At 69.1% G+C, this 22788-nt stretch carries 17 protein-coding genes and 1 pseudogene; 3 read left to right on the top strand and 15 right to left on the bottom strand.

Annotated elements, in window-relative coordinates; genetic code table 11:
* Positions 1-3 precede the first annotated feature (3 nt).
* The 7 genes and pseudogenes from shc to ACEN9H_RS11565 form a co-directional block, all read right to left on the bottom strand.
* Positions 4-2016: pseudogene (shc, locus tag ACEN9H_RS11595) on the bottom strand (squalene--hopene cyclase).
* A gap of 14 nt (positions 2017-2030) precedes the next feature.
* A complete protein-coding gene (gene hpnD, locus ACEN9H_RS11590; RefSeq protein ID WP_413674855.1) occupies positions 2031-2879 on the bottom strand; it encodes a presqualene diphosphate synthase HpnD in 849 nt (282 codons plus the stop codon).
* A 13-nt stretch (positions 2880-2892) separates the two neighbouring features.
* Complete coding sequence (dxs, locus tag ACEN9H_RS11585; RefSeq protein WP_413674854.1) at positions 2893-4671, bottom strand: 1-deoxy-D-xylulose-5-phosphate synthase; 1779 nt, start codon at positions 4669-4671, stop codon at positions 2893-2895.
* A 137-nt stretch (positions 4672-4808) separates the two neighbouring features.
* Positions 4809-5699 carry a LysR family transcriptional regulator gene (locus ACEN9H_RS11580; protein ID WP_413674853.1) on the bottom strand — a complete coding sequence of 297 codons (891 nt, stop codon included), beginning with the start codon at positions 5697-5699 and terminating at the stop codon, positions 4809-4811.
* Positions 5700-5714: 15 nt separating this feature from the next.
* A complete protein-coding gene (locus ACEN9H_RS11575) occupies positions 5715-6905 on the bottom strand; it encodes an MFS transporter (protein WP_413674852.1) in 1191 nt (396 codons plus the stop codon).
* On the bottom strand, positions 6905-7954 hold the full coding sequence (locus tag ACEN9H_RS11570; protein WP_413674851.1) for an NAD(P)-dependent alcohol dehydrogenase: 1050 nt from the start codon (positions 7952-7954) through the stop codon (positions 6905-6907). The genes ACEN9H_RS11575 and ACEN9H_RS11570 overlap by 1 nt, the downstream gene beginning before the upstream one ends.
* A gap of 141 nt (positions 7955-8095) precedes the next feature.
* A complete protein-coding gene (locus ACEN9H_RS11565; protein WP_413674850.1) occupies positions 8096-8701 on the bottom strand; it encodes a hypothetical protein in 606 nt (201 codons plus the stop codon).
* 51 nt (positions 8702-8752) lie between these two features.
* Between ACEN9H_RS11565 and ACEN9H_RS11560 the strand changes: the two genes are divergently transcribed.
* Complete coding sequence (locus ACEN9H_RS11560) at positions 8753-9112, top strand: winged helix-turn-helix domain-containing protein (protein ID WP_413674849.1); 360 nt, start codon at positions 8753-8755, stop codon at positions 9110-9112.
* A gap of 315 nt (positions 9113-9427) precedes the next feature.
* On the top strand, positions 9428-10171 hold the full coding sequence (locus ACEN9H_RS11555; protein WP_413674848.1) for a DUF3108 domain-containing protein: 744 nt from the start codon (positions 9428-9430) through the stop codon (positions 10169-10171).
* Positions 10172-10176: 5 nt separating this feature from the next.
* On the opposite strand, the gene ACEN9H_RS11550 is transcribed toward ACEN9H_RS11555, so the two are convergent.
* Genes ACEN9H_RS11550 through ACEN9H_RS11525 form a run of 6 tightly spaced genes read right to left on the bottom strand, consistent with a single transcriptional unit; the run spans position 10177 to position 18066 of the window.
* Positions 10177-14832 (bottom strand): pilus assembly protein, encoded by a 4656-nt coding sequence (locus ACEN9H_RS11550; protein WP_413674847.1) that lies wholly within the window; start codon positions 14830-14832, stop codon positions 10177-10179.
* Between the two features lie 10 nt (positions 14833-14842).
* Positions 14843-15430, bottom strand: coding sequence for a hypothetical protein (locus ACEN9H_RS11545; protein ID WP_413674846.1), 588 nt, complete (start codon positions 15428-15430; stop codon positions 14843-14845).
* Complete coding sequence (locus ACEN9H_RS11540) at positions 15427-16593, bottom strand: PilW family protein (protein WP_413674845.1); 1167 nt, start codon at positions 16591-16593, stop codon at positions 15427-15429. Before ACEN9H_RS11540 ends, ACEN9H_RS11545 begins: the two co-directional genes overlap by 4 nt.
* Entirely contained in the window at positions 16593-17015 is a 423-nt protein-coding gene (locus tag ACEN9H_RS11535; RefSeq protein WP_371766717.1) for a prepilin-type N-terminal cleavage/methylation domain-containing protein, read from the bottom strand. The genes ACEN9H_RS11540 and ACEN9H_RS11535 overlap by 1 nt, the downstream gene beginning before the upstream one ends.
* Entirely contained in the window at positions 17003-17629 is a 627-nt protein-coding gene (locus ACEN9H_RS11530) for a Tfp pilus assembly protein FimT/FimU (protein WP_413674844.1), read from the bottom strand. The genes ACEN9H_RS11535 and ACEN9H_RS11530 overlap by 13 nt, the downstream gene beginning before the upstream one ends.
* The gene (locus tag ACEN9H_RS11525) at positions 17626-18066 is read right to left on the bottom strand and encodes a type IV pilin protein (RefSeq protein ID WP_413674843.1); all 441 of its coding nucleotides are present in this window, start codon (positions 18064-18066) and stop codon (positions 17626-17628) included. Before ACEN9H_RS11525 ends, ACEN9H_RS11530 begins: the two co-directional genes overlap by 4 nt.
* 225 nt (positions 18067-18291) lie before the next feature.
* Here ACEN9H_RS11525 and ACEN9H_RS11520 point away from each other — a divergent pair, with 225 nt between their 5' ends.
* Positions 18292-18777 carry an MgtC/SapB family protein gene (locus ACEN9H_RS11520; RefSeq protein ID WP_056329278.1) on the top strand — a complete coding sequence of 162 codons (486 nt, stop codon included), beginning with the start codon at positions 18292-18294 and terminating at the stop codon, positions 18775-18777.
* Positions 18778-18780: 3 nt separating this feature from the next.
* Here ACEN9H_RS11520 and ACEN9H_RS11515 read toward each other — a convergent pair whose 3' ends face one another.
* Positions 18781-20052 (bottom strand): ATP-binding protein, encoded by a 1272-nt coding sequence (locus ACEN9H_RS11515; protein ID WP_413674842.1) that lies wholly within the window; start codon positions 20050-20052, stop codon positions 18781-18783.
* A gap of 123 nt (positions 20053-20175) precedes the next feature.
* Positions 20176-22701: a beta-galactosidase GalB gene (galB, locus tag ACEN9H_RS11510; protein WP_413674841.1), complete on the bottom strand. Its 2526-nt coding sequence runs from the start codon at positions 22699-22701 to the stop codon at positions 20176-20178.
* Positions 22702-22788: the final 87 nt, after the last annotated feature.

Raw genomic sequence — 22788 nt, 5'->3', positions numbered from 1 at the left:
GGCCTACATCCCGAACGCGACCCGGCCGCTGCCGCCGGCCCGCAGGTTGCGGTAGCGGGCCAGCGCCCACAACGGAAAATACCTGGCGTAGCCGTGGTAGCGCAGGTAGAACACGCGTGGGAAGCCCGTGGCCGTGTGCTGCGGTTCGTCCCACAGGCCGTCCGCGCGCTGGTGGTCCACGAGCCAGGCGATGCCGCGCGTGACGGCCCGCGTCTCGACGGCGCCCGCCGCCATCAGGCCCAGCAGCGCCCACGCCGTCTGCGATGCCGTCGACGGCGCCCACGCGTGGCCGGCGTGGTCGAGCCGGTAGCTGTCGCCGCCTTCGCCCCAGCCGCCGTCCGGATTCTGCACGTATGCGAGCCAGCGGGCGGCGCGCGCGACAGGGGGCGCCTCCGGCGGCAGGCCGGCCGCCGCGAGGGCGCACAGTGCGCACCACGTGCCGTAGACATAGTTCACGCCCCAGCGTCCGTACCAGCTGCCATTCGCTTCCTGGCGGCGCAGCAGCCAGCCGAACGCCCGCGCGGCCGGCGAGCGGCGCTGCGCGCAGGCGCCGGGCTCCAGCTGGGCCAGCATCGACAGGCAGCGCGCGGACACGTCGGCGGTCGGCGGATCCAGCAGCGCGCCGTGGTCGGCGAACGGGATGTGGTTCAGGTAGTCGTGGGTGTTGTCGGCTTCGAACGCGCCCCAGCCGCCGCCCCTGCCCTGCATGCCGACGATCCACTCGCGGGCGCGGGCGACGGCGTCCGCGTACCGGTCCGGCAGCGGCCACGGTTAGAGGTGCGCGGCCCGGTGCATGGCCATTGCGACGACCGCCGTGTCGTCGACGTCGGGATAGCAGGCGTTTTCGTACTGGAACGCCCAGCCGCCGGGGCGCACGTCCGGCCGGCGTGCCGCCCAGTCGCCCGACTGGTCGAGGATCTGCAGCGGCAGCAGCCAGTCCAGGCCCCGGCGCGCCGCGTCCAGCGCGCGCGGCGTGCCCGTCTCCAGCAGCGCGTGGCACATCAGCGCCGTGTCCCACACGGGCGACAGGCAGGGCTGGCAATAGGCCTCGGCGCCGTGGTCGACGAGCAGCCGGTCGATGGCACGGCGCGCGGCGGACGGCTCGGGTGCATCCGGCGGCAAGCCCAGCACGTCGAGCATCTGCACGGCGTTGACCATCGCGGGGAAAATGGCGCCGAGCCCGTGCTCGCCGTTCAGGCGCGCGCGCACGAACGCGGCCGCCTGTTCCACCGCCCGCCGGCGCAGGCGCGCGGGCAGGCGCGGCGCCAGCAGCCGCATCTGCGACTCCAGCGTGCGGAACAGCGCGAACCACATGCGGTCCTGGTGCGGCGCGCGCGGCGCCAGCCCGAGGCCGTCCGGCGGCGCGAGGAACAGTTCAGGGACGCCCACGGCGCGCGGATTGCGCGCGCGCGGCCGCAGCGCGCCCAGCACGAGCAGCGGCGTCAGCACGGTGCGGGTCCAGTACGAGACTTTCGACAGGTGAAACGGCGCCCAGCGCGGCAGCAGCGCGATCTCCACCGGCATCACCGGTACGGCCGACCACGGCATCTCGCCGAACAGCGCCAGCAGCATGCGCGTAAACACATTGCTGCGCTCGGCGCCGCCGTGCTCCCGGATCGCCGCACGCGCCCGCGCCATGTGCGGCGCGTCGGGCAGATCGCCGATCATCTTCAGCGCGAAATACGCCTTGACGCTGGCGCTCGGGTCGAAGGCGCCGCCGTGGAACAGCGGCCAGCCGCCGTGGTCGCCCTGGCGCCGGCGCAGATACGTTCCGATCTTGCGCTCCAGGGCCGTGTCCGGCGTCTCGCCCAGGTAGTGCACCATCAGCACGTACTCGGCCGGGATCGTGACATCCGCTTCGAGTTCGTAGACCCAGTGCCCGTCGTCGCGCTGGTCGGCGAGCACGGCCGCGAGCGCCGCATCGATGGCAGGCTCCAGGCGTGCGTGCCGGGCGAGTGTGCGTTCCGCCTCGACGGCGCCGGCCTGCGCCATGGACCGGAAGGACGAGTAGCGCATGAGATCCCCCGTGGCTACCGGAGCGCGTGCCGCACCAGGATGCCGACCTTGGCCAGGCGGCCCAGCCGGACGGGCGCGCGCGGACTGCCCCAGCCGCGCGCCGCGAGCCGCGCCAGCAGTACGGCATACACGGCCCCCATCAGGCGCGGCGCCCGGGCCGCACTGCCCCGGTGGCGGCGCAGCACGAAGTCGGACGCGGCGTAGTGCCGGCGTGCCTGCGCGGCGAGGTCGGCGCATGCCCGCGGCAGCGCCGGATGCGCGGCGATGTCGTCCGCGCCGGCCGCGCACACGCGGGCTTCGACGCCGGCAGCGAGCAGCAGTTCGCGCGGCACGTAGGCACGGCCGATGGCGGCGTCCTCGTCGATGTCGCGCAGGATGTTCGTCAGCTGCAGCGCGCGGCCCAGGTGGTGGGCAAGCAGGATGCCATCGTCCGCCGGCAGGCCGAACACGCGCACGGACAGGCGCCCCACCGCGGCGGCGACCCGGTCACAGTACAGGTCGAGCGTGTCGGCGGGCGGCGCGCAGATGGGGCGGTCCTGCGCATCCATCAGCATGCCGTCGATCACCGCATGGAAATCGGCGCGCGCGAGGCCGTACGCGGCGATGTGCGGCGCCAGCGCGCGCAGGCGCGGGGCCCAGGTGCCGGCGTACGCGGCATCGACGTCGGCCCGCCACCGTTCCAGCGCGGCGCGGCGTTCACGGGGCGGTGCCGCGCCGTCGGCGATGTCGTCGACGGCGCGGCAGAACGCGTAGATGCCGAACATCGCGGCACGCCGCGGCGCCGGTAGCAGGCGCATGGCCAGGCCGAACGAACTGGCCGGCGTGTGGTCCGGCACGGTGAGCGCATCCGTTTCGGAAAGCATGGGGCACCTCTCGCTAACTACTGTTCGCTACGAGCAAAGTAGCGTCGGCACGATAACGCTGACGGATGGCAGCGGCGATGCCGGCCGCGTCGAGCCCGGCGGCGCCCAGCAGCGCGGCGGGGTCGCCGTGCTCGATGAACAGGTCCGGCAGGCCGAGCATCAACAGCGGCCGCTGGATGCCGGCCGCGGCCAGCGCCTCCGCGACGGCCGCGCCCGCGCCGCCCATGACGGCACCCTCTTCCACCGTCACGAGTTGCGCATGGTCGCGCGCCAGCGCCGCCACGAGGTCCGCGTCGAGCGGCTTCACGAACCGCATGTTGACCACCGTCGCGCCCAGTTCCGCCCCCGCGTCAAGGCTAGGCGCCAGCATCGGGCCGAACGCGAGGATCGCGATACCGGACCCGCGCCGGCGCACCTCGCCGCGGCCGAACGGGATGGTGTCCAGCTCGGCCGCCGGCACCATTCCGGGGCCCGGTCCGCGCGGATACCGCACGGCCGCCGGCCCCGGATGGCGGTAGGCGGTCGTCAGCATGCGCCGGCACTCGGCCTCGTCGGACGCCGCCATCAAGACCATGTTCGGCACGCAGCGCAGGTAGGCGATATCGTAGTTGCCCGCATGCGTGGCGCCGTCCGCGCCGACGAGGCCGGCGCGGTCGAGCGCGAACGTCACGTCCAGGTTTTGTCGCGCGACGTCGTGGATCAACTGGTCGTAGGCACGTTGCAGGAACGTGGAATAGATCGCGACGACGGGCTTCATGCCTTCGACGGCGAGGCCGCCCGCGAACGTCAGCGCGTGCTGCTCCCCGATGCCGACGTCCACGTAGCGGTCGGGGAAGCGCCGGGCGAAGCGCACGAGGCCGGACCCTTCGCGCATGGCGGGCGTGATGCCGACGAGGCGCGGGTCGTGCGCGGCCATGTCGCACAGCCAGTCGCCGAACACGTCCGTGTACGCGGGCCGGCCGCGGGCGCCGTCCGGCACGCCCTGCGCGGGGTCGAAGCGCCCTGTGCCGTGGTACAGCGTGGGTGCGGTCTCCGCGCGCGCATAGCCCTTGCCCTTGCGCGTGACGACGTGCAGCACCTGCGGACCGGCACGGCCCCGCGCGGCCTCCAGCGCGGGGATCAGCGCGTCGAGGTCGTGGCCAGCCACCGGACCGGCGTACGCGAATCCGAGCGCCTCGAACAGCGATGCGCCGGGGCGCACGCGGCCGGCGGCGAGATCCGACAGATGCCGGTCCAGCGCGCCCACGGCGGGCGAAATGGACATGCCGTTGTGGTTGACGACGACGAGCAGGCGCAGCGACGGATCGACGCCGGCGTTGTTCAACGCCTCGAACGCCATCCCGGCGGACAGCGCGCCGTCGCCGCAGACGGCCACGGCATGGCGGTCGTCGCCCTGCAGCTTCGCGGCCAGCGCCATGCCGAGCGCGGCGGACAATGCGGTCGACGAATGCGCCGTGCCGAAGCAGTCGTGCACGCTCTCGCAGCGGCGCGGGAAGCCCGAGAGGCCGCCCGCCTGGCGCAGGGTGTGCATCTGCGCGCGCCGGCCCGTCAACACCTTGTGGCCATAGCTCTGGTGGCCGACGTCCCACACGATGCGGTCGCGCGGCGTGGCGAACACATAGTGCAGCGCGATCGTCAGTTCCACCGTCCCCAGGTTCGACGCGAGATGGCCGCCGGTACGCGCCACCGTGTCGAGCAGGAAGCGGCGCAACTGGCGCGCCAGCATCTCCAGGCGTGCGCGGGGCAGCGCGCGCAAGTCGGCGGGATCGTTGATTGCCTCGAGCAGGTCCATGCGGTCCTCCATGCGGCGTGGGACAGGCACCGCAGGCGACCCATTCTAGAACATCCCGGCCATCCGTTCAGGTATTCGCTTCAACCGTGCGCCGGCCTCTTCGGAGATATGGTACGCACGAAAAATCCCCGAAGAAATCAGCCTTGATGGCGGATCGCATCGAGCACGACGGCCAGTGCGCGCGACGCATGGCGCCGGCTCGGATAATAGGCGTGCAGGCCGGGGAATTTGGGGCAGAAGTCCGCCATCACGCTGACGAGGCGGCCGGCCTGCAGGTGCGGTACCGCCATGTCCTCGGTCATGTAGGCGAGGCCGTTGCCGGACAGCGCCGCGTTCAGCATCTGGTAGACGCCGTTGAACGTGTAGCGGCCGCGCACGCGCACGTCGATGGCTGCGCCGCCCTCGACCATCTCCCACGCGTAGACGCCGCCGCCGGCGAGACGCAGGCGGATGCATTCGTGCTTCATGAGATCGTCGATGGATGCGGGCACGGGACGGTGCGCGAAGTAGTCGGGTGCGCCGACGATCATCGTCTGCGTGTCCGGCGTGAGGCGCACGGCGATCATGTCCTTCTCGACCTGGTCGCCCCAGCGCACGCCGATGTCGTAGCGTTCGGCCGCCACGTCCACCATGCGGTATTCGGAACTGATCTCCAGGTGGATGTCCGGGTACTGCGGCAGCACGGCGGCCAGGCGCGGCCACAGCACGTTGTCGATGACGTGGTCCGTGGCCGTGATGCGGACGGTGCCGGCGGGCCGGTCACCGAGCTCGCTGACGGCGGCGATCTCCGCGTCGATCTCTTCCAGCCGCGGCGCCACGTTCTGCAGCAGCCGCTCTCCGGCCTCGGTGGGCGACACGCTGCGCGTCGTGCGCGTCAGCAGCCGCACGCCCATTCTCGCTTCCAGCGCGCGGATCGTGTGGCTGAGGGCGGACTGCGTCATGCCCAGTTTTACGGCCGCGCGCGTAAAACTGCGTTCGCGCGCGACCGCGAGGAAGACGAGGATGTCGCTGAGGTTATCGCGTGCCATGCCGCGATTCTAAACTTAAACCTGTGCGCGCGCGGCCTTGCGGGCCAGCGCCGCGGCGATGACGAGCAGCAGCGCGGCCAACCCGAACGTCGCGCGGAAGCCCCAGGCGTCGAACAGCACGCCGCCCAACGTGGCACCGAGGCCGATCGCCAGCTGGACGACGGCCACGATCAGGCCCCCGCCCGCCTCCGCATCGTCCGGCAAGGTGCGCGCGAGCCACGTCCACCAGCCGACCGGCGCCGCCGTCGCGACGAAGCCCCACACGGCGAGCAGCACGGCGACGATGGCCGTCGACCCGCCGAACGCCACCAGCGCGCCGGCCAGCACGGCCATCACGAGCGGGATGACGGTCAGCGTGCGGTACAGGTGGTGGTCGAGGACCGCGCCGATGCACGTCGTGCCGAGGAAGCCCGCGATCCCGATCGCCAGCAACATGCCGGTCAGCGTCGTCACGCTCGCGTGCGTGACCGTTTCGAGGAACGGCCGCAGATACGTGAACAGCGCGAACTGCCCCATGAAGAACAGGCTGACGCCCGCCATGCCGTACGCGACGGCCGGGCGTTTCAGCAGCGCGAACACGCTGCCGGATGTGGTGTCGGATGCCGGGGGCAAAGCGGGCAGGCTCACGAACTTCCACGCGAACGCCAGCGCCGCAACAGGCACGATCGCGAAGAACGCGCCGCGCCAGCCGACCAGCGCGCCGAGGAAGCTGCCGGCCGGCGCCGCGACGACGGTCGCCAGCGCGTTACCGCCGTTGACGATGGCCAGCGCGCGCGGCACGAGGCGGTCGGGCACGAGCCGCATCGCGGTCGCCGCCGACATCGACCAGAACCCGCCGATCGCCACGCCGGTGCACGCCCGCCCCGCCATGAACACGGCGTAGTTCGGCGCGAATGCGGCGATGGTGCCGGACACGATCATCATCAACGTGAGGCCGAGCAGCAGCACCTTGCGGTCGAGGCGTCCGGCCAGGCGCGCGACGCACAGGCTCGTGACGAGGGCGAACGCACCGGAGACGGCGATCGCCTGCCCGGCCTGGCCTTCGCTGATGCGCAGGTCGGAAGCGATGGGGCTCAGCAGGCTGACGGGCATGAACTCGGACGCGACGAGCGCGAACGCGGCCAGGGCGAGTGCGAACACGGGGCCCCATGCGGCGGACGCGTCCTGCGTCGCGCCGTTCGGGAGCGGCGAGACCTGAGGCTGCATCAGGCCGCCAAAGTCGCGTTGTCGATCACGAAGCGGTACTTCACGTCGCCCTTGAGCATGCGTTCGTACGCGGCGTTGATCTCGTCGGCCCGGATCATCTCGATGTCCGCGACGATGCCGTGCTGCGCGCAGAAGTCCAGCATCTCCTGCGTTTCCGGGATCCCGCCGATCATCGAGCCGGCCAGCGCGCGGCGCTTCGTGATCAGGTTGAACACCTGCGGCGACGGATGCGGCGTCGCGGGCGCGCCGACCAGCACCATCGTGCCGTCGCGTTTCAGCAGGTTCAGGTAGGCGTCCAGGTCGTGCGGCGCGGCGACCGTATTGACGATCAGGTCCAGGCTTTTCGCCCGCGCGGCCATCGCATCGGCGTCGCGCGACACGACCACCTCGTGCGCGCCCAGCGCCTCGGCGTCGGCGCGCTTCGACTCGGACGTCGTAAAGGCGACGACGCGCGCGCCCATCGCGCGGGCCAGCTTGATGCCCATGTGGCCAAGGCCGCCGATGCCGACGACGCCCACCGTCTTGCCCGGGCCCGCGTTCCAGTGGCGCAGCGGCGAGTACGTCGTGATGCCGGCGCACAGCAGCGGCGCCACGGCCGCGAGCTGCGCTTCCGGATGGCGCACGCGCAACACGTAGCGCTCGTGCACGACGATGCGCTCGGCGTAGCCGCCCAGCGTGTGGCCGGGGGCGTCCGCGGTCGGGCCGTTGTAGGTGCCGACCATGCTGTCGCAGTAGTTTTCGAGGCCGTCCTCGCAGTCCGCGCAGTGCCGGCAGCTGTCGACCATGCAGCCGACGCCGACCAGGTCACCTTCCTTGTAACCCTTCACGTGGGCGCCGACGGCGGAGACCCGGCCGACGATCTCGTGGCCCGGCACGCACGGGTACAGGGTGCCGGCCCACTCGGCCTTCACCGTGTGCAGGTCGGAGTGGCACACGCCGCAATAGGCGATCTCGATCTGCACGTCGTGCGGACCCGGCGCGCGGCGGGTGATGTCCAGGGATTCGAGCGGTTTGTCGGCGGCATGGGCGCCATAGGCCTTGACGGTCATGGATGATCCTTTCGTAAGGTTGTCGTTTGCATCGCAGGCCGACGATGGTAACGGCAAACCTGCCGTGTGGGACCGGCCGGGATTGCTTGACCTTATGAATGGGATTCATGAATCTGCGGCGTAATCATGTCCGCAGCGTCATTAAAGATCCTTGCGGCGGGGCGCCGGCGCCGGCAGCAGCCCCAGCATGCCCTTCAGCGCGTACAGGACCACGAGCGCGCCCAGCATGTCGCCGGCCGCCATGACGGCAAAGCCCTGCGCCAGGTCGACGTGGTCGCCATGCATCCAGAACCACAGATGGTGCATCAGCGGGCTGGCCACGCCGAACAGCGGTACGAGCAGCAGCAGGCGGCGCGACGTCAGGTTGGCCAGCGATGCCTGCATGCCCAGCACCCGCAGCGCGAACAAATACACCAGGTAGGGCGCGAGCGCCGAGCTGATGCCGCCGGCAAAGGAGCGCATGGGATCGTCCGGATACAGGTGGAAGAAGCATTCGCACCACGACCCCACGAGGACGCCGACGGCGCCGGGCAAGCCCAGCAGCAACGGGCACAGCAGCCGTGCGCCCGCCGGCAGGTAGATCCAGCCGACCCCGCGCATGAACTCGACGTTGGGGAACACCCAATCCTGCAACCGCGCCAGCAGCAGGTAGAACACCACCGAGCCGACGACGCTCGCGCAGGCGACGCCGGCGCGGTCGGATACGCCCGGTCCAGCATGGTTACCAGGAGTTAAACGGAATGACATGAAGGTTTGTAGGTGATGGAGTTCGCGTGGCTATCGCATTATAATCTGCGCATGAGCAAATCGACCCGTCCCGCTGACATCTATCTGCGCTTTCTGCAACTCGCGGAAGCCTTGCGCGGGTTGCCGACCCTGCCCTCGCTCGACCCGCTGGAGGAACGCATCCTCGGCACCGTCGCGCGCGCCATGCAGGAGGGCGAACGCCTGTGCGTGCGCGACATGATGGCCAAGAAGGAACTCGGTGCACCGGCCACCGTCCACAGCCGCCTGACGTCGATGCGCGAGAAGGGCTGGATCATGCTGACCGACACCGAGGACACGAGGCGCAAGCAGGTGACGCTCACGCAGGCGGCGCTGGCGCACTTCGACAAGCTGTCGAAGTGCATGGTCAAGGCAGTCGAGAAGACGGGTTGAGGAAGGCCGCCAGCGCACTGCTACACTAGCGGCATGAAGCTTGCCTTCCTGTCCCGGCACCGGCGTTTGCTGGTCTTGTGCGCGTGTTCCGCGGCAGCGCACCTCGCAGTGCTGCGGTTGCTCGCCGAGCGCGGTACCGGACCGTTCCCTGCCACGCCGGCGGCGGCTGAAAGCGGACTCAGCGTAAGGCTCGCGCCGGCTGCTCCGGTCCCGGTCCCAGCCCTGGCCGCGCCGACTTCCCCGTCCGCCGCCGTACCGGCAGCCGTCGCAGCACCGGCACGGCCGCGACCCGTCCAGCCGTCGGCAGCCACGCCCGTGCCACCACCCGCCGACGCGCTACGTCCAGCCCCGGATGCGCCGGGCACGGTATCCGCCGCGCCGTCCGACGCCGGGCCGCCGCTGCTGCAGATGCCGGGCCGTTACCGCGTCCGCCTGCCCGCTCCCGTCCAGCTCACCTACGACCTCGTACGCCAGCCGGCGGGCGGCATCCCGGCGCCGGCCGTCCCGGCGCGCCTGACCTGGCGCACGAACGGCGACCGTTACGTACTCGACCTGGACGGCGTCCTCGGACGCCTGCACAGCGAGGGCGCGAGCGGCGACGCCGGTATCGCACCGCGGCTTGCGCGCGAGGACGGGGACGCCGGTCCACTCCTAACGGAATTCGATGCCGACGGCCACCGCGTGCTGTTCCGCGCAACCGGCGCCGAAAGTCCGGACAACGTCGGCATCCAGGACCGCGCATCGGTGCTGATGCAGCTCGTCGGCATCGGCCTCGCGGAACCGGACCAGGTTCACGACACGCTCGACGTCGTCGTGGCGGGCGCGCGCGACCTGCGCATCGCGCGGTTCAAGGTGCTGGGCCGGGAAGATGTCGCGACTGGCATCGGTACGCTCGCGGCCTGGCATCTGGCGGAACTGGCCGCTCCCGGCATGGCACGGCTGGACATCTGGCTCGCGCCGGAGCGAAACTGGCTGCCCGTGCGCCTGCGCGTGGAAGATGCGGGCGGAAGCGCCACGCAAACGCTGTCGGCGCTGGACGCCGCCCCCGCGCTGCCGTAACGCGCTCAGTCGCGCACGCGCCGCCAGCCGGCCTTGCGCGCGGCTTGGGCCGTGGCGGCCGGCAGATCGAACGGCGTGTTCTTGCCGTCCGCAGTCGTCGCGATCAGCTTCAGCGCGCCGTTCGGCAGACGCACGATGATGAAGCCGACCGCCGCCGACGTGTTCGACAACGTGCGGCCCACGATGGGCTGGTTGCTGGAATCGACCAGCAACGGCTGCGCCGTGCAGACGTCGAGCTGGTACAGATTGCTCGTACCGCCGACCGAACAGGCGGACGACGACGTCGGCAGGTTGGCCACCACGTTGAGCGTGCCGGAAACGACTTTCGGGTCCAGGTTGACGCGCTCGCCGCTGTTCTGGTCCAGGTCCATGTACCAGCCTGCCTGGGTCCCCCAATTCACGGTCGTGCCACTGATGGCGTATGTGTCACCGCCGCCGGCCGTGCTTTTCGACAGGCGCATCCGGGCCATCTTCGCGGCCGTGCGCCAGTCCACGGCCGGAATGCCGGCACCGGTGTCCTTCAGCACATAGACGCTCTGCGTGTCGGTATTCGCGATGTCCGGCAGGTCCAGCAACCGCCCTGTCCCGTACACGACCATCGTGCGCACGGCCGTCGTCGCGTTGCCCTGCGCATCCGTGCCGTTCGCCCGGCATTGCGTGATCTCCGGCCGCGTGGTCACCGGCTGCGTGCTGCCCGCATCCGCCATCTGCACGACCACGGGCGCACCGCCGGCGGTGTAGTCGAAGCGGTACATCCTGCCCTGGTTGTCGCCCCCGTACACATAGGTCACGAGCGGATCCGTCAGCGGATTCGCGGTAATGGCCGTGATGCGGGCAAAGCCGGAAGGCGTCGTCGTGTCGCCATTGGCCGTACTGGACTTGTTCAGGACCTGGCCCGTGGCGGCGTCGACCACGTACAGGTAGCCCGCGCCGGTGCCGCCGTTCACGCCGTCGGTGCCGGGCACGTTGTTGTAGCCGGACGTGAGGAACACGACCCAGTGCTCGGTCCCGCCGCTGTCCTTCCACGTGCCGAACTGCGGGTTGCCGAACGTGAGACCGATGTCGGCGTCGTATGCGGTACCGCTGCACACCGCCGGATCGGCGCACAGTTCCCAAAGTGCGCGCGGATGCGCGGGATCGGTGACATCCAGCGCGTAGTAGCCGCGGCCGCCCGCGTTCAGGCCGGCCACCAGCACGGCGCGCCACGTGCCGTCGATCTTGACGTCGGCCACCTCGGGTGCGCCGTCCGTCGTGAACTGGTGGTTGGTGCCGTAGGTCGTGCCGGCCTGCAGGTACAGCTTCTTCATCGTGATGCGCGGCGCGTAGGCCCACAGTTCGGAGCCTGACGCCGCATCGAAGGCGTGCAGCATCCCATCGTTCGCGGCCACGAACACGGTCGGGGAGCGCGTCGCGTTGACGGCCTTGTAATCGGCATAGCCCGCGATCGAATAGGCCTTGCGCGGATCGCGCAGGTAGGCAGGCTTCGAGGACGCGATATCGCCCAGCACGATCGGAATCGTGGTCGTCAACCCGGGCGGATTGTGGTCGGTACGGGTATAGGCGCGCAGGACCGTGCCGTCCGCGTACTGCTGCTGCCCGCGCAGCCAGTCGACGATGTTGGCGCCGGCGTTGACGGTGGCGCGGTCGGTCGCCGACAGGCTGGCGCACTGGGCCAGCGCCGTGCACTTGTTATCGAACCATGCTTTCTCGGTCGCCGTCAGGTTCGCGTACGTGAACGACTTGAGGCCGCCGTTCACCGTATCCTGCATCCAGATCGTGCGCGAGTCGCTGCTGTCTCCGACGAGGCGGCCGACCGTGTCCGACGACGTCCACGCGGCCGTCGTCGAGACCGCGCCGGTGACGGGATCGATCTTGCGGTCCGACAGTTCGCCGTACCAGCGCACGGTCGTGAACGTGGAGGAGAAGATATCGTTGTCCTGCTGCGAGATGTTCGGCGTGGACGTCGCGGCGGCCGACGCCGCTCCGATGCGCACCTGGATGGCCGACAGTGCCGAGGACAGGCCCTGCACCACCTGGGTCGGGTCGGACGCGCTGAAGTAATGACCATGACCGTTGATGGCGGCATGCCACAGGTCGTCCACGCGCGACTGGTAGGCCGCCGAGCCGCTGGAATCGCTCGTCTTCGGATCCGGCCAGACGTAAGCGCCGTTGCCGTTCCACGGGCAGCCGGTCGCCGCGCCGGTAATCAGGTTGTAGAAATCGCCGCCCGGCACCGGCGCCGAATCGTACTTCGGCTCGTAGTTCATGACGCCGTCCACGCCCAGGCCGAGCGCATAGGTATTCATGTGCAGGCGGCTGTTTTCTCCCGTTTGCGCGGGTACGAGACCCGGTTTGGTCCAGTCTTCCAGCGCCGAGCGCAACGACGACGAGGCCGTGTTCGAGCCGCCGTTGTACCAGTACAGCGCGACGTCGGCCAGCGAGTTGTAGCTCTGGGCGCTCGGATCGTAGCAGCCGCTGCCGCGCGTGCAGAAGCGTGTCGTGCTTTCGACATTATCGTTGTTGACGACCGTGGACGCCGCCCCGCCGTTCCAATAGCCGTCGGTCGTGATGAACGTGAAATTCTGCTGGCACGGGTACTGCACCACTTCCGAGCCCGCCGCCGCCACGTAGGGGCTCAGGTTGGCGTACAACTTGCCGATCGCGTGCAGCGCGGGGCGCAGTGGCGTCGACTGGCTGCCGTCCATCGCGTACAGCGTCGAGTACCAGGTCGTGCGCGCGCCACCCGTGAACTGCTGGGGCGCCGTCATCGTGCCCTCGGCCGCGGCGGTGGACAGCGAGACGATGCCGACATTGTAGTTCGACGTCAACGCCTGGAACGCGAGGCCGACGGCGGTTTTCATCATCTGGTTGCGCGTCTTGTAGTAGGCATACCAGTTGGCGAAGTTCGTCATCTCCTCGTCGTAGGTACAGGTGTCGCCGGCGCAGTCGGTGCGGCCGGCCGCCTTCGGGTAGCTCGTCACGGTGGGCACGATGTCCGTGCGCACGAATACGGCCGCCCCGCTGCCCAGCGGTGTCGTCGTTACCGGCATCGTGTCGTACACGGCGGGCACGGGCGCCGACGCCGGCGTCAGCGCGAAGCTGATGTTGCCGCCGTTGTTGGTGAGCGCCCCCATCGTGATCGCGGCACCGCCCGCGCTGGCGCCCGTGTCGGCCACGCAGACCGTGGCGGCGCCCTTGCCCGCGCACGCCGTCGTGACGGCGCTTCCGCCGGCGTAAGCCGTGATGGTGCCCTGCGTGCCGATCGCAGCCGCGATGGCCGAAGCGACCGCGGTATTGGCCGCCCCTTTGCTGAACGTGATGTCCGATGCGATGATGGTCTTGCTACCCAGCTTCGTGCCGCCGGCAAGCACGGTGCGGCTGCCGGCGTTCTTGCTATTGCTGGCCGTGCCGGACACCGTGATGAGCGCGGTTGCCGGCTGCGCGGCCTGGACGATGGCCGCCGGCGCGTCCACCGCGATGGCCCAGCCGGAACGGCTGCTGTCCGTCAGGACCGAGCAGACGCCCATGGTTTTGCCGCTCGTGCCGCTGGCGCAGTCGATCGGGATCACGGCCACAACGTTGTCGGTGCCGAGCGTGATGCCGTAGGTCGAGCAGGCCGGCACGCTGTAGCCCGACGCCGGCGTGCGCACGCAGGCGAGGTACTGGTTCGTCAGCCCCGTTTTCGCGATGATCGACGCGGCGAGCGCGGTCGCTACCGTCTGCTGCTTGCCGACCGTGTTGGTGCCCGTCGCGGCAGTCACCGCGTTGTTCGTGATGACGACGTTGCCGCCCGACTCGGCGACCGACACGCCATTGATCGTGATGGCGCCGTTCGAGGCCGACGTGCCGATCGTGATCGTGCCGTACGCGGCGACCACGCCGCCGTTCGGATTCGAGAAACGCGGGTATTTGAAGTTGCCGACGTATTTCGCCTGGCAGTTGGTGAGCGTGGTGCTGTCGCACCAGCGCACCTTGGCCGGGAACGGATAACCGTTGGGTGCCGGTGCGCCCACCGCGGTCGTCACGCACGTCGTCAGCGCGGCGGTCGTGCAGTACTCGGCCACGTTGATCGTATAGTAGTAGGGGTTCGTCGTATACGCCTTCGCGGTATAGCGCACGTCGTTCGGATAGGTGTAGGTGGCCGAGTTGTAGACGCAGTTGGCACTGTTCGAGTCGCACCAGCGCAGGTCGGGGAATCCGGTCGCGAGGTTCGTGCTGGTGGCGCTATTGCCCAGCAGGTCGCGCCGGTTCACGCCGAAGCCGTCGGTCGTCACCGACGTCCAGTCGGTAGTCGCGCTGCGCGTCATCGATGTGTACGAGGTGCCGTCCGCGCGCACCGGCGGCGTGTAGCGCACCTTCGGGTCGTAGTATTGACGGTTGAAGTCCGCGCTGTTGAACGGCGGGTGCCCGACCGTGCAGCCGCGGGTCCCGCCCGTCATCAGCGCGCGCGAGCGGCACGTCGTGCTGTCGTCGATGTAGTCCGGCGTGAAGGCGCTCGCCATCGAGCCCGAATTATCGTACAGCAGCATCAGGTTCGGCTTGACGTTACCGGTGCCGTCGACGTTGAGGAGCGGAAGCTGGGCAATGCTGGTCACGGCCGCGCCGGCGGTGCCGGCCAGCGTCAGGGCAACGAAGCCCAGGATGACGAGGAGTTTGTTCATGATGGTAGGATCAGGCGCCGATCAGGACGATCATCTGGTTGGTCACGTTGGCTCCGCGGCCGCCGGTGATGCGTGCCGTGATCACGTAATGCAGTTGGGGCGTACCCGCGTACGACGGCGCGTCGGAGGCCAGGCTGTCGCCCATCGCCACCGTGCTGCCCGCCGTCGCCGTATTGGCGGCGGTCTGCATGCAGCGGTTCGTGCCGCTGTACGCGCCGGTCGACGCGCACAGGCGGTGGATCACGTATTCGATGCTCGTGCCGTCGTCGCCGGTGATCGTGCGGCTGCCGTTCCAGAACGCGGCGTCGCGCGCCTGGCTGGCGACGTCCCACGTGGCCACGTAGCCATTGGCCGCGTCGTCCTGGTTCAGCGCCGCCTTGTTGGTCTGCGCGGTCTGGCTCAGCCAGGCGAAGCCCGTGTGCAGGCCCAGGTCGGCTTCGCGGCTCAGGGTGGTGTCGTAGGCGAGATTGCCGGTCGTGAGCGCGGTGGAGTTGACGGAGCGGAGCAGGTACACGCTCCCCAGCAGCATCACGGCGAGGATGATCAGCACGACAGGCAGCGCCATGCCCTCGGTGCGCAGCTTCGGCCGGGTCGTCATGGATTCGGTCTCCATCCCGCATTGCGCAGCGTGGCCACGGTCTCGAACACGCGGTAGCGGTAGCAGCGCCAATCGAGCGGATCGCCGGTCACGGCGACATTCACCGTGACGGGCACGCTGGCCACGCCGGTGGGCGCGTCGCTCGAAAATACGACCGGCTGCGCCGCCGTGGTCGTGCAGGCGGCGCCGGCGGCCGGGTGCTCGACGGCCTTGCTGCGCGCCACGACTGCCAGGCGCACTGCGGCGATGTGCTGCCAGTCGCCCGCGTCGCCCACCGTGCCCGAGCCGTCCGCATCGATCATCGTGGCCGACCAGCGGTTCACCTGCAGGCCGTTCTGCGGCAGGAACGCGCTGCCCGTGCGGGTGTCGATGCCGTACTGGGCCTTGATGGAGACGATGTCCTCGGCCACGGTGGACGCCTGACCCGCCGCGTCCACCGGCGCCGCCGCCTGCAGCTGCAGGTACCCGTCCGCCACCGACCATGAGCGGAATGCCAGGTTCGCCGCCGGCCCGAGATCGAACACGCGCGCGGCGTAGCCCTTGAACGTGGCCGTCGACGTACTGTCGTTGAAGCGCATGCCGCCGCCGGACGCCAGCACGACACGCGTGGCCGTCTGGTCATTGTCGGAACGCTGGACGAGACGGCAGTCGCCACCCGGCTGCTCGGGCGCGACGACGAGCACGTCGCCCTGGCTGAAGCCGTACACGATGCGGTCCACGTCGAGCTGCGATGCGCCGGCGGCCGCATCGCTGGTCAGACGCAGCGTGGGCGTGCCACCGACCGACGTGCCGGCATAGAAGGAGATCCGGTCCGGGTCCGCACCGTGCGACTCGATCACGACGGGCGCAAGCGGCGTCACGGTCGTCGTGCCGCGCGTCGCGGGCGCCAGTTGGTATCCCGCCGTGTCGCTGAACTGCGTGTTGCAGCCGGCGATGATGGGATCGTTGAGGCCATAACCGGCACTACCTGCGTCGTTAGCGAGCGAGAACAGCGCGACCATGCCGTTCTGCATTTCGTCCGAGCCCCCCAGCGCGGAGCGGCGCGTCTGTTCGGCGCCACCCACCATGCGCAGCGCAAACAGGAGTGCCAGCAGGCCGATGGCCAGGCTGACCATCAACTCGACGAGCGAGAAGCCAGGTGCCCGGCGGGATGGCGCGCGCATCATGTCGCCGCCGCCAGGTAGGACACGACCCGGTGCGCGTTCTGCGCCGATCCGGTCTTGCGAGTCCAGGAAATCGTGATCGCCACGCGCGTGCGCCCGGCCGCGGGCGTCACGGCGATCACCACCTGCGCGTTCGGGATACGCGCACGCGTGTCGTCGTACCAAGGCTGCAGACGGGCGTTCGGCGTCGCACCCGCCGCCAGCGCGTACGCGCCCACGTTCGGCAGGTCGACGGCCATCATGCCGATCAGCCGGTCGGCCGCGATGGTCGCCTCGGCGCGCATGCCGGTGTCTGCAAGCGCGCCCATCGACCGCGCCTGCATGCCGACGACACCGAGCAGGCCGACCGCCAGCAACACGGCGGCGACGATCGATTCGATCAGGGCCATGCCCTGCTGGCGGCGCGCGATCACGGTGGGCACCCGCGGACGTCGTGCGCCGGCGCGGCCGGGTCGCAGATGGACGCGATGCCGGCCAGCGTCAACACGACGGCCAGGGGCGCGAAGGCGTGCGCGCGCGTGAGCGACGGCGCCATGTCGATGCGGGCAAGGTGCGGCGCGACGGCCGTATCGACCCAGCCCAGCGGCGTGAAATAGACTTCGGTGGCGCCGGACGGGCTCACGGCCTGCGCGAGGTCGCTTTCGCCCGGCATGGCCTGGGCGCTACGTGTGATCGAGCGGAACACAGGGTTCGGATCGGGATCGCCGTCCGCCGCCGCGGCGGCGGTCGACCAGCCGCCCGTCACGTCGTTGCACGGCGTGCCGGACGTCGGGAAGCAGATGTCGACACGCCAGTCCATCTTGCCGTTGGCGGCGTTTTCGGTCAGCACGAGGCGGCTGTGGCTGTTGTGCGCGATCGCCGTGTTGCGCGCGAGCGTGAAGCCGTCCTGGTAAAACACGGCGGCCGCCAGCGCCTTGCGGCCCAACAGCCAGTCCGACATGGACGGCAAGCCGACCGCGAGCACGATGCCCATGATGGCGACGACCACCACGGCCTCGATCAGCGTGAAGCCGTGCGCCGTCGGCTGGAGCGTCACTGGGTGCACTGGCCACCCTTGCGGTCGATCCAGCACGCCGTGCTCGTACCCCAGCCGGTCGGCGCGGCCGTCGTCGCGCGGTTGCCGTTCTGGTCGATCGTGTAGACGAAGCCCGCCACCGGACCGGCGCCCGTCGCCGTCACGGTGTAGGCGGAAGCGGTCGCGCCGCTCAGCGCGAACGTGAAGCTGCTACTGTTCGGCGGCAGCCGGTCGAAGCCGGCGTACGTGTGGGGACTGCCGTTGTTCCAGTAATCCTCTGCGGCGATCTGCACACTGCCGAGGCCCGAGAACGCTTCGGTCAGGCGCGCCCGTATCACGTAGTCGCGATAGGTCGGGACGGCGATGGCGCTGAGGATGCCGACGATCGCGACGACGACGAGGATCTCGATCAGCGTGAAGCCGCGTTCGCGCCGGGTGGTCAGGGAACGTGTTTTCATAAACATTGGGTGAAAGTTTCCGCGCGTCAATATTAGCGCAACCTCGCGAGATGTGGTCGTTAAAACGCGACGAAACCAAGCTTTTTGGACGGGAACGAGACAGTTTTCCAGCCCCGAATGCTTGAAATTACGAATGTTTTAACAGCATTTATCAGATCTATAAGCCTGCCTGCATCGGTGCCGTCCGGATGGTAGGATAGTGTCCTCTCGACAACAACCCGACGCATGGACTACCTCGACATCCTGTTGCGCCTGACGGTCTCGGTCCTCGTCGGCGGCCTGATCGGCCTGGACCGCAATCTGCACGGCAAGCCCACCGGCATCCGCACCCTGGGACTCGTGTGCCTGGGCGCCTGCGTGCTGACCCTGGCGGGCGCCAATTTCCTCACGGGCGACGGCCAGGCCGATGCGTCAGCCGTCAGCCGCGTGATCCAGGGACTGGTGACGGGCATCGGCTTCCTCGGCTCGGGCGTGATCATCCGCGACAACGGCAGCGACCGCGTGCGGGGCCTGACGACGGCCGCGTCGATCTGGATCACGGCCATCCTCGGCATCCTGTGCGGCATGGGCTCCTGGCAGATCGCCGCGATCGCCCTCGTCCTCGTGTTCCTCCTGTTCGTGTGCGGCAAGCCCATCGAGCGGGCGTTGCACCGGCGCTGGCTGGACAAGCCGGAAAAGGAAAAGCAGGCGATCACCCTGCACGAGGAATGAGCGTCAGGACGCCGGCGGCACCACCGGCAGCTTGATCGTGAAGACGGTGCCGACGTCCGGCTTCGAGGCCACGTCGATACGCCCGCCGTGCTTGTTGACGATGCTGTACGACAGCGACAGGCCGAGGCCCGTCCCGCTGCCCACCGGCTTGGTGGTGAAGAACGGTTCGAAGATGCGTTTCAGGTTGTCCGGCGGGATGCCGCAACCGTTGTCGCTGATCTTCACCCACACCCAGCCCTCGCTCGCCCCGGTGGCGATCGTGATCACGCCCTTGCTCTTGATGGCCTGGGCGGCATTCACGAGCAGGTTCATGAACACCTGGTTCAGCTGCGAGGCCAGGCACTTGATTTCCGGGAGCTTGCCGTAGTGCTTCTCGACCGTCGCCTTGTACTTGATCTCGTTGGCGACGATGTTGAGCGTGGTGTCGAGGCCCGCGTGCACGTCGGCGTACTGCCAGTCGTTCTGGCCGACGTGCGAAAAATCCTTCAGCGCCTGGACGATGTCCTTCACGCGCTTCAGGCCGTCCATCGACTCGCTCACGAGGTCGGCGATGTCGTCCTTCAGGTAGCCGAGGTCGGCCTCGCGGTTGATCGCCTCGATCTGCGCCGTCAGCGCCGAGCCGGGCGCCGCCTTCTGCACCGCCTCGCCGTACGCGTCCACCACGTTCAGCAGCGTGTCCACGTAGTGCCCCAACGTTCCCATATTGGAGTTGACGAAGCCGATCGGGTTGTTGATCTCGTGCGCGACGCCGGCCGCCAGCTGGCCGATCGACGCCATCTTTTCCGACTGCAGCAGCTGCTCGTGCGCCTCGCTCAGGCGGGCGATCAGCTGCTGCTGTTTCTGCTCCATGTTCTTGCGCGAGGTGATGTCCGTCAGCGAGCCGATGACTTCCACCGGCGTGCCGTGCTCGTCGCGGATCAGGCGCAGGCGGTCGTGCATCCACACGAACTCGCCGCTCGCGGTGCGGAACCGGTATTCGTAGGTGCGCTCGCCTTCCACGAACAGCTGGGCCAGGCTGGAAAAGATGGTCGGGGCGTCGTCCGGGTGGAGATGGTCGAACCAGAAGTTCGGATCGGCCAGCATCTCTTCCGGCCGGTAGCCGAGGACGTTGTAGGCATTGTTGCTCACGAACGTCATCTTGAAATCGCCGCTGGGCACGGTGGTGTAGATGATCGCCGGCGTGTTGTCGATCAGGTATTGCAGCCGGACCAGAGGCGACGCGGCTTCGGCCGGCGCGGGGCTCGACGATAGCGATTCGAAAACTTCAAATTCCATGGCGTTGGCTCGGCGTATCTACGGAATTTCCATTATCCGGAGGAAACGCCGAGCGTGGGGGCTTTCTTGAAACTCTTGCATGCAAGAGTTTCGGTCGCTATCGCCTGATTACAACAGTCGGCCTTACTGCGCCTGGGTGTCCAGCGTCACCTGCGCGCCTTCGAGCCCGTCGGCGCTGGCCGTCAGGGTCAGCTTGCCGGCTTCGCCCGCCTTCGTCTTCACGATGGCCAGCGCCAGGCCGTTGAACGCCTTGCGCTGCAGCGACTGGAACGCTTCCAGGTCGGTCGCGTCGCCATTGTCCGTCGCGACGATCGCGCCCGGCCCGGACAGTTTGAAGGTGATGCGGTCATGCGTGCGCGGTACCGGACGGCCGTCCTTGTCGGCGATCGTGACCGTCACGAACGACAAGTCCTTCCCGTCCGCGCGCAGCTTCGCACGGTCGGCCGACACGAGCAGCTTCGCGGGCGCGCCCGTCGTCGCGACGGTGTCCTCGGCCCAGCGCTTGCCCTTCTTGTAGACGACGGCTTTCAAGGTGCCGGGCTGGTAGACGACGTCGTCCCAGCGCAGGCGGTAGTCGCGCGGGCCGCGCTTCTTGCGTCCCAGCGATTTGCCGTTCAGGAACAGCTCCGCCTCGTCGCCGGATGTGTACAAATGCACCGGCGTCACCTGGCCCACGCGTTCCGGCCAGTTCCAGTGCGGCAGCAGGTGCGCCATCGGCAGGTCCGGACGCCAGCGGGCCTGGTACAGCCAGAAGCGGTCTTTCTTGAAGCCGGCCAGGTCGATGATGCCGAAGTACGAACTGCGCGACGGCATCGCGATCTTCTTCAGCGTCGCCAGTTCCTGCGCGGCGCGCGTCTGCTGGGCGGGATCGGTGAAGTTCAGCAGGTTCGTCGTGTCGTCGTTGTACGGCGTCGGCTCGCCCAGGTAGTCGAAGCCGGTCCACACGAATTCGCCCGCCACGAACGGATTGTCGTCCTGGCCCTTGAATTCGACGTCCGGCGACGTCGCCCACGGCGGCGCCGTCAGGTCGTAGCTGCTGACCTGGAAGTTGGCGGCGCCTTTCGATTTGTCGTCGCTGACCGGGAAGAAGTACTCGCCGCGCGAGCTGACCGTCGACGCGGTCTCGCTGCCGTAGATCGGCAGGTAGGGCGCGGACGCATGCATCTTGCCGTACTCGCCCGGCTTGTAGTTGTAGCCGAAGATGTCGACCACGTTCTGGAAGCCGTTATAGCCGGAATCCGTGTGGTTGTACGCGGACGTGACGGGGCGCGTGCGGTCTTCGCCGCGCGCGATCTCGGCCAGGTGCGCGGCCAGCTTCCAGCCTTCCGGCTTGCCCTGCTCCGGGATCTCGTTGCCGGTGCTCCAGGCGATCACGCTCGGGTGGTTGCGGTCGCGCCGGATCTGGGCGCGCAGGTCCTTCTCGTGCCATTCGTCGAACGACGTGTGGTAGTCATTCGGCGTCTTCTGTTCGTGCCACATGTCGAACGCCTCGTCCAGCACGACGAAGCCCATGCGGTCGGCGAGGTCCAGCAGCTCCGGCGCCGGCGGGTTGTGGCTCGTGCGGATCGCGTTCGTGCCCATCTCGCGCAGCAGTTCCAGCTGGCGTTCGAGGGCGCGCTCGTTGATCGCGCTGCCCAGCGCGCCCAGGTCGTGGTGCATGCACACGCCGTTCAGCGGCACGCGCTGGCCGTTCAGCAGGAAGCCGTTGTTCGCGTCGAACACGGCGCTGCGGATGCCGAACGGCGTCTCGACCACGTCCGTCACCTGGCCGTTTTCCGTGACGGTGGTGACGGCCACGTAGCGCTGCGGGCTCGCGATGCTCCACAGCTTCGGCTGCGGCACCGTCAGCGTCTGCGTGAGCTGGGCCTGGCGATCCGCCTCCACCTTGGTGACCTTCGTGGCGGCCTGGCGCGCGACCGGCGCGGCGCCGCGCTTGCCGGCCGCGTCGAGCGTGTAGATCTCCGTCGCGACCTGCACCTGCGCCGCGCGGCCGTTGCTTTCCACCGTCGCCTGCACGGAGACGGTGGCTTGCGCCTTCGACACCTGCGGCGTCGTCACGAACGTCCCGTACTGGGCCACGTGCACGGGCGTCGTCTTGACGAGCCAGACGTGGCGGTAGATGCCGCCGCCCGGATACCAGCGCGAGGACTTCTCGGGATTGTCCAGCCGGATCGCCACGACGTTGTCGCTGCCCGGCTTCGCGTACGGCGTCAGGTCCACGCGCCACGACGCATAGCCGTACGGCCACCCGCCCACGTATTGACCGTTCACCCAGACCTTCGCGTGCGACATGGCGCCGTCGATGTCCAGGTAGACGCGGCGGCCCGCGTCGCCGGCGGGCAAGGTGAAGTGCTTGCGGTACCAGCCGACGCCCCACCACGGCAGCTTGCCCGTCTCGCCCGGGTATTCCTGCTTGAACGGCCCTTCGACGCCCCAGTCGTGCGGCAGGTCGAGCTTGCGCCACGCGGCGTCGTCGAAGGCCGGCTGGGAGGCGGCGTCCGGTGCCGCGCTGCCGGCCGGATCGCCTTTCGTGAAGCGCCAGCCGGCGTCGAACGACTGGCGTTCGCGGACGTCGGCAGCATGCGCGCCGCCGCATAGCAGGGCGACGCCGAGGGCAACGATGGTGAGGGAACGGGGAAGAAGCGTCATGGTCTCGTCGTTATGGTTATGAGAAGGGAAACCCCAAGTATGAGCCAGCCTCCCCCCGCCCAGCTATATGAAATGGGCCGGGCCGGT

Source organism: Massilia cellulosiltytica (assembly GCF_047325105.1).
GTDB lineage: Bacteria > Pseudomonadota > Gammaproteobacteria > Burkholderiales > Burkholderiaceae_D > Telluria > Telluria orientalis.
This window is presented reverse-complemented; position numbering and strand designations above follow the sequence as displayed.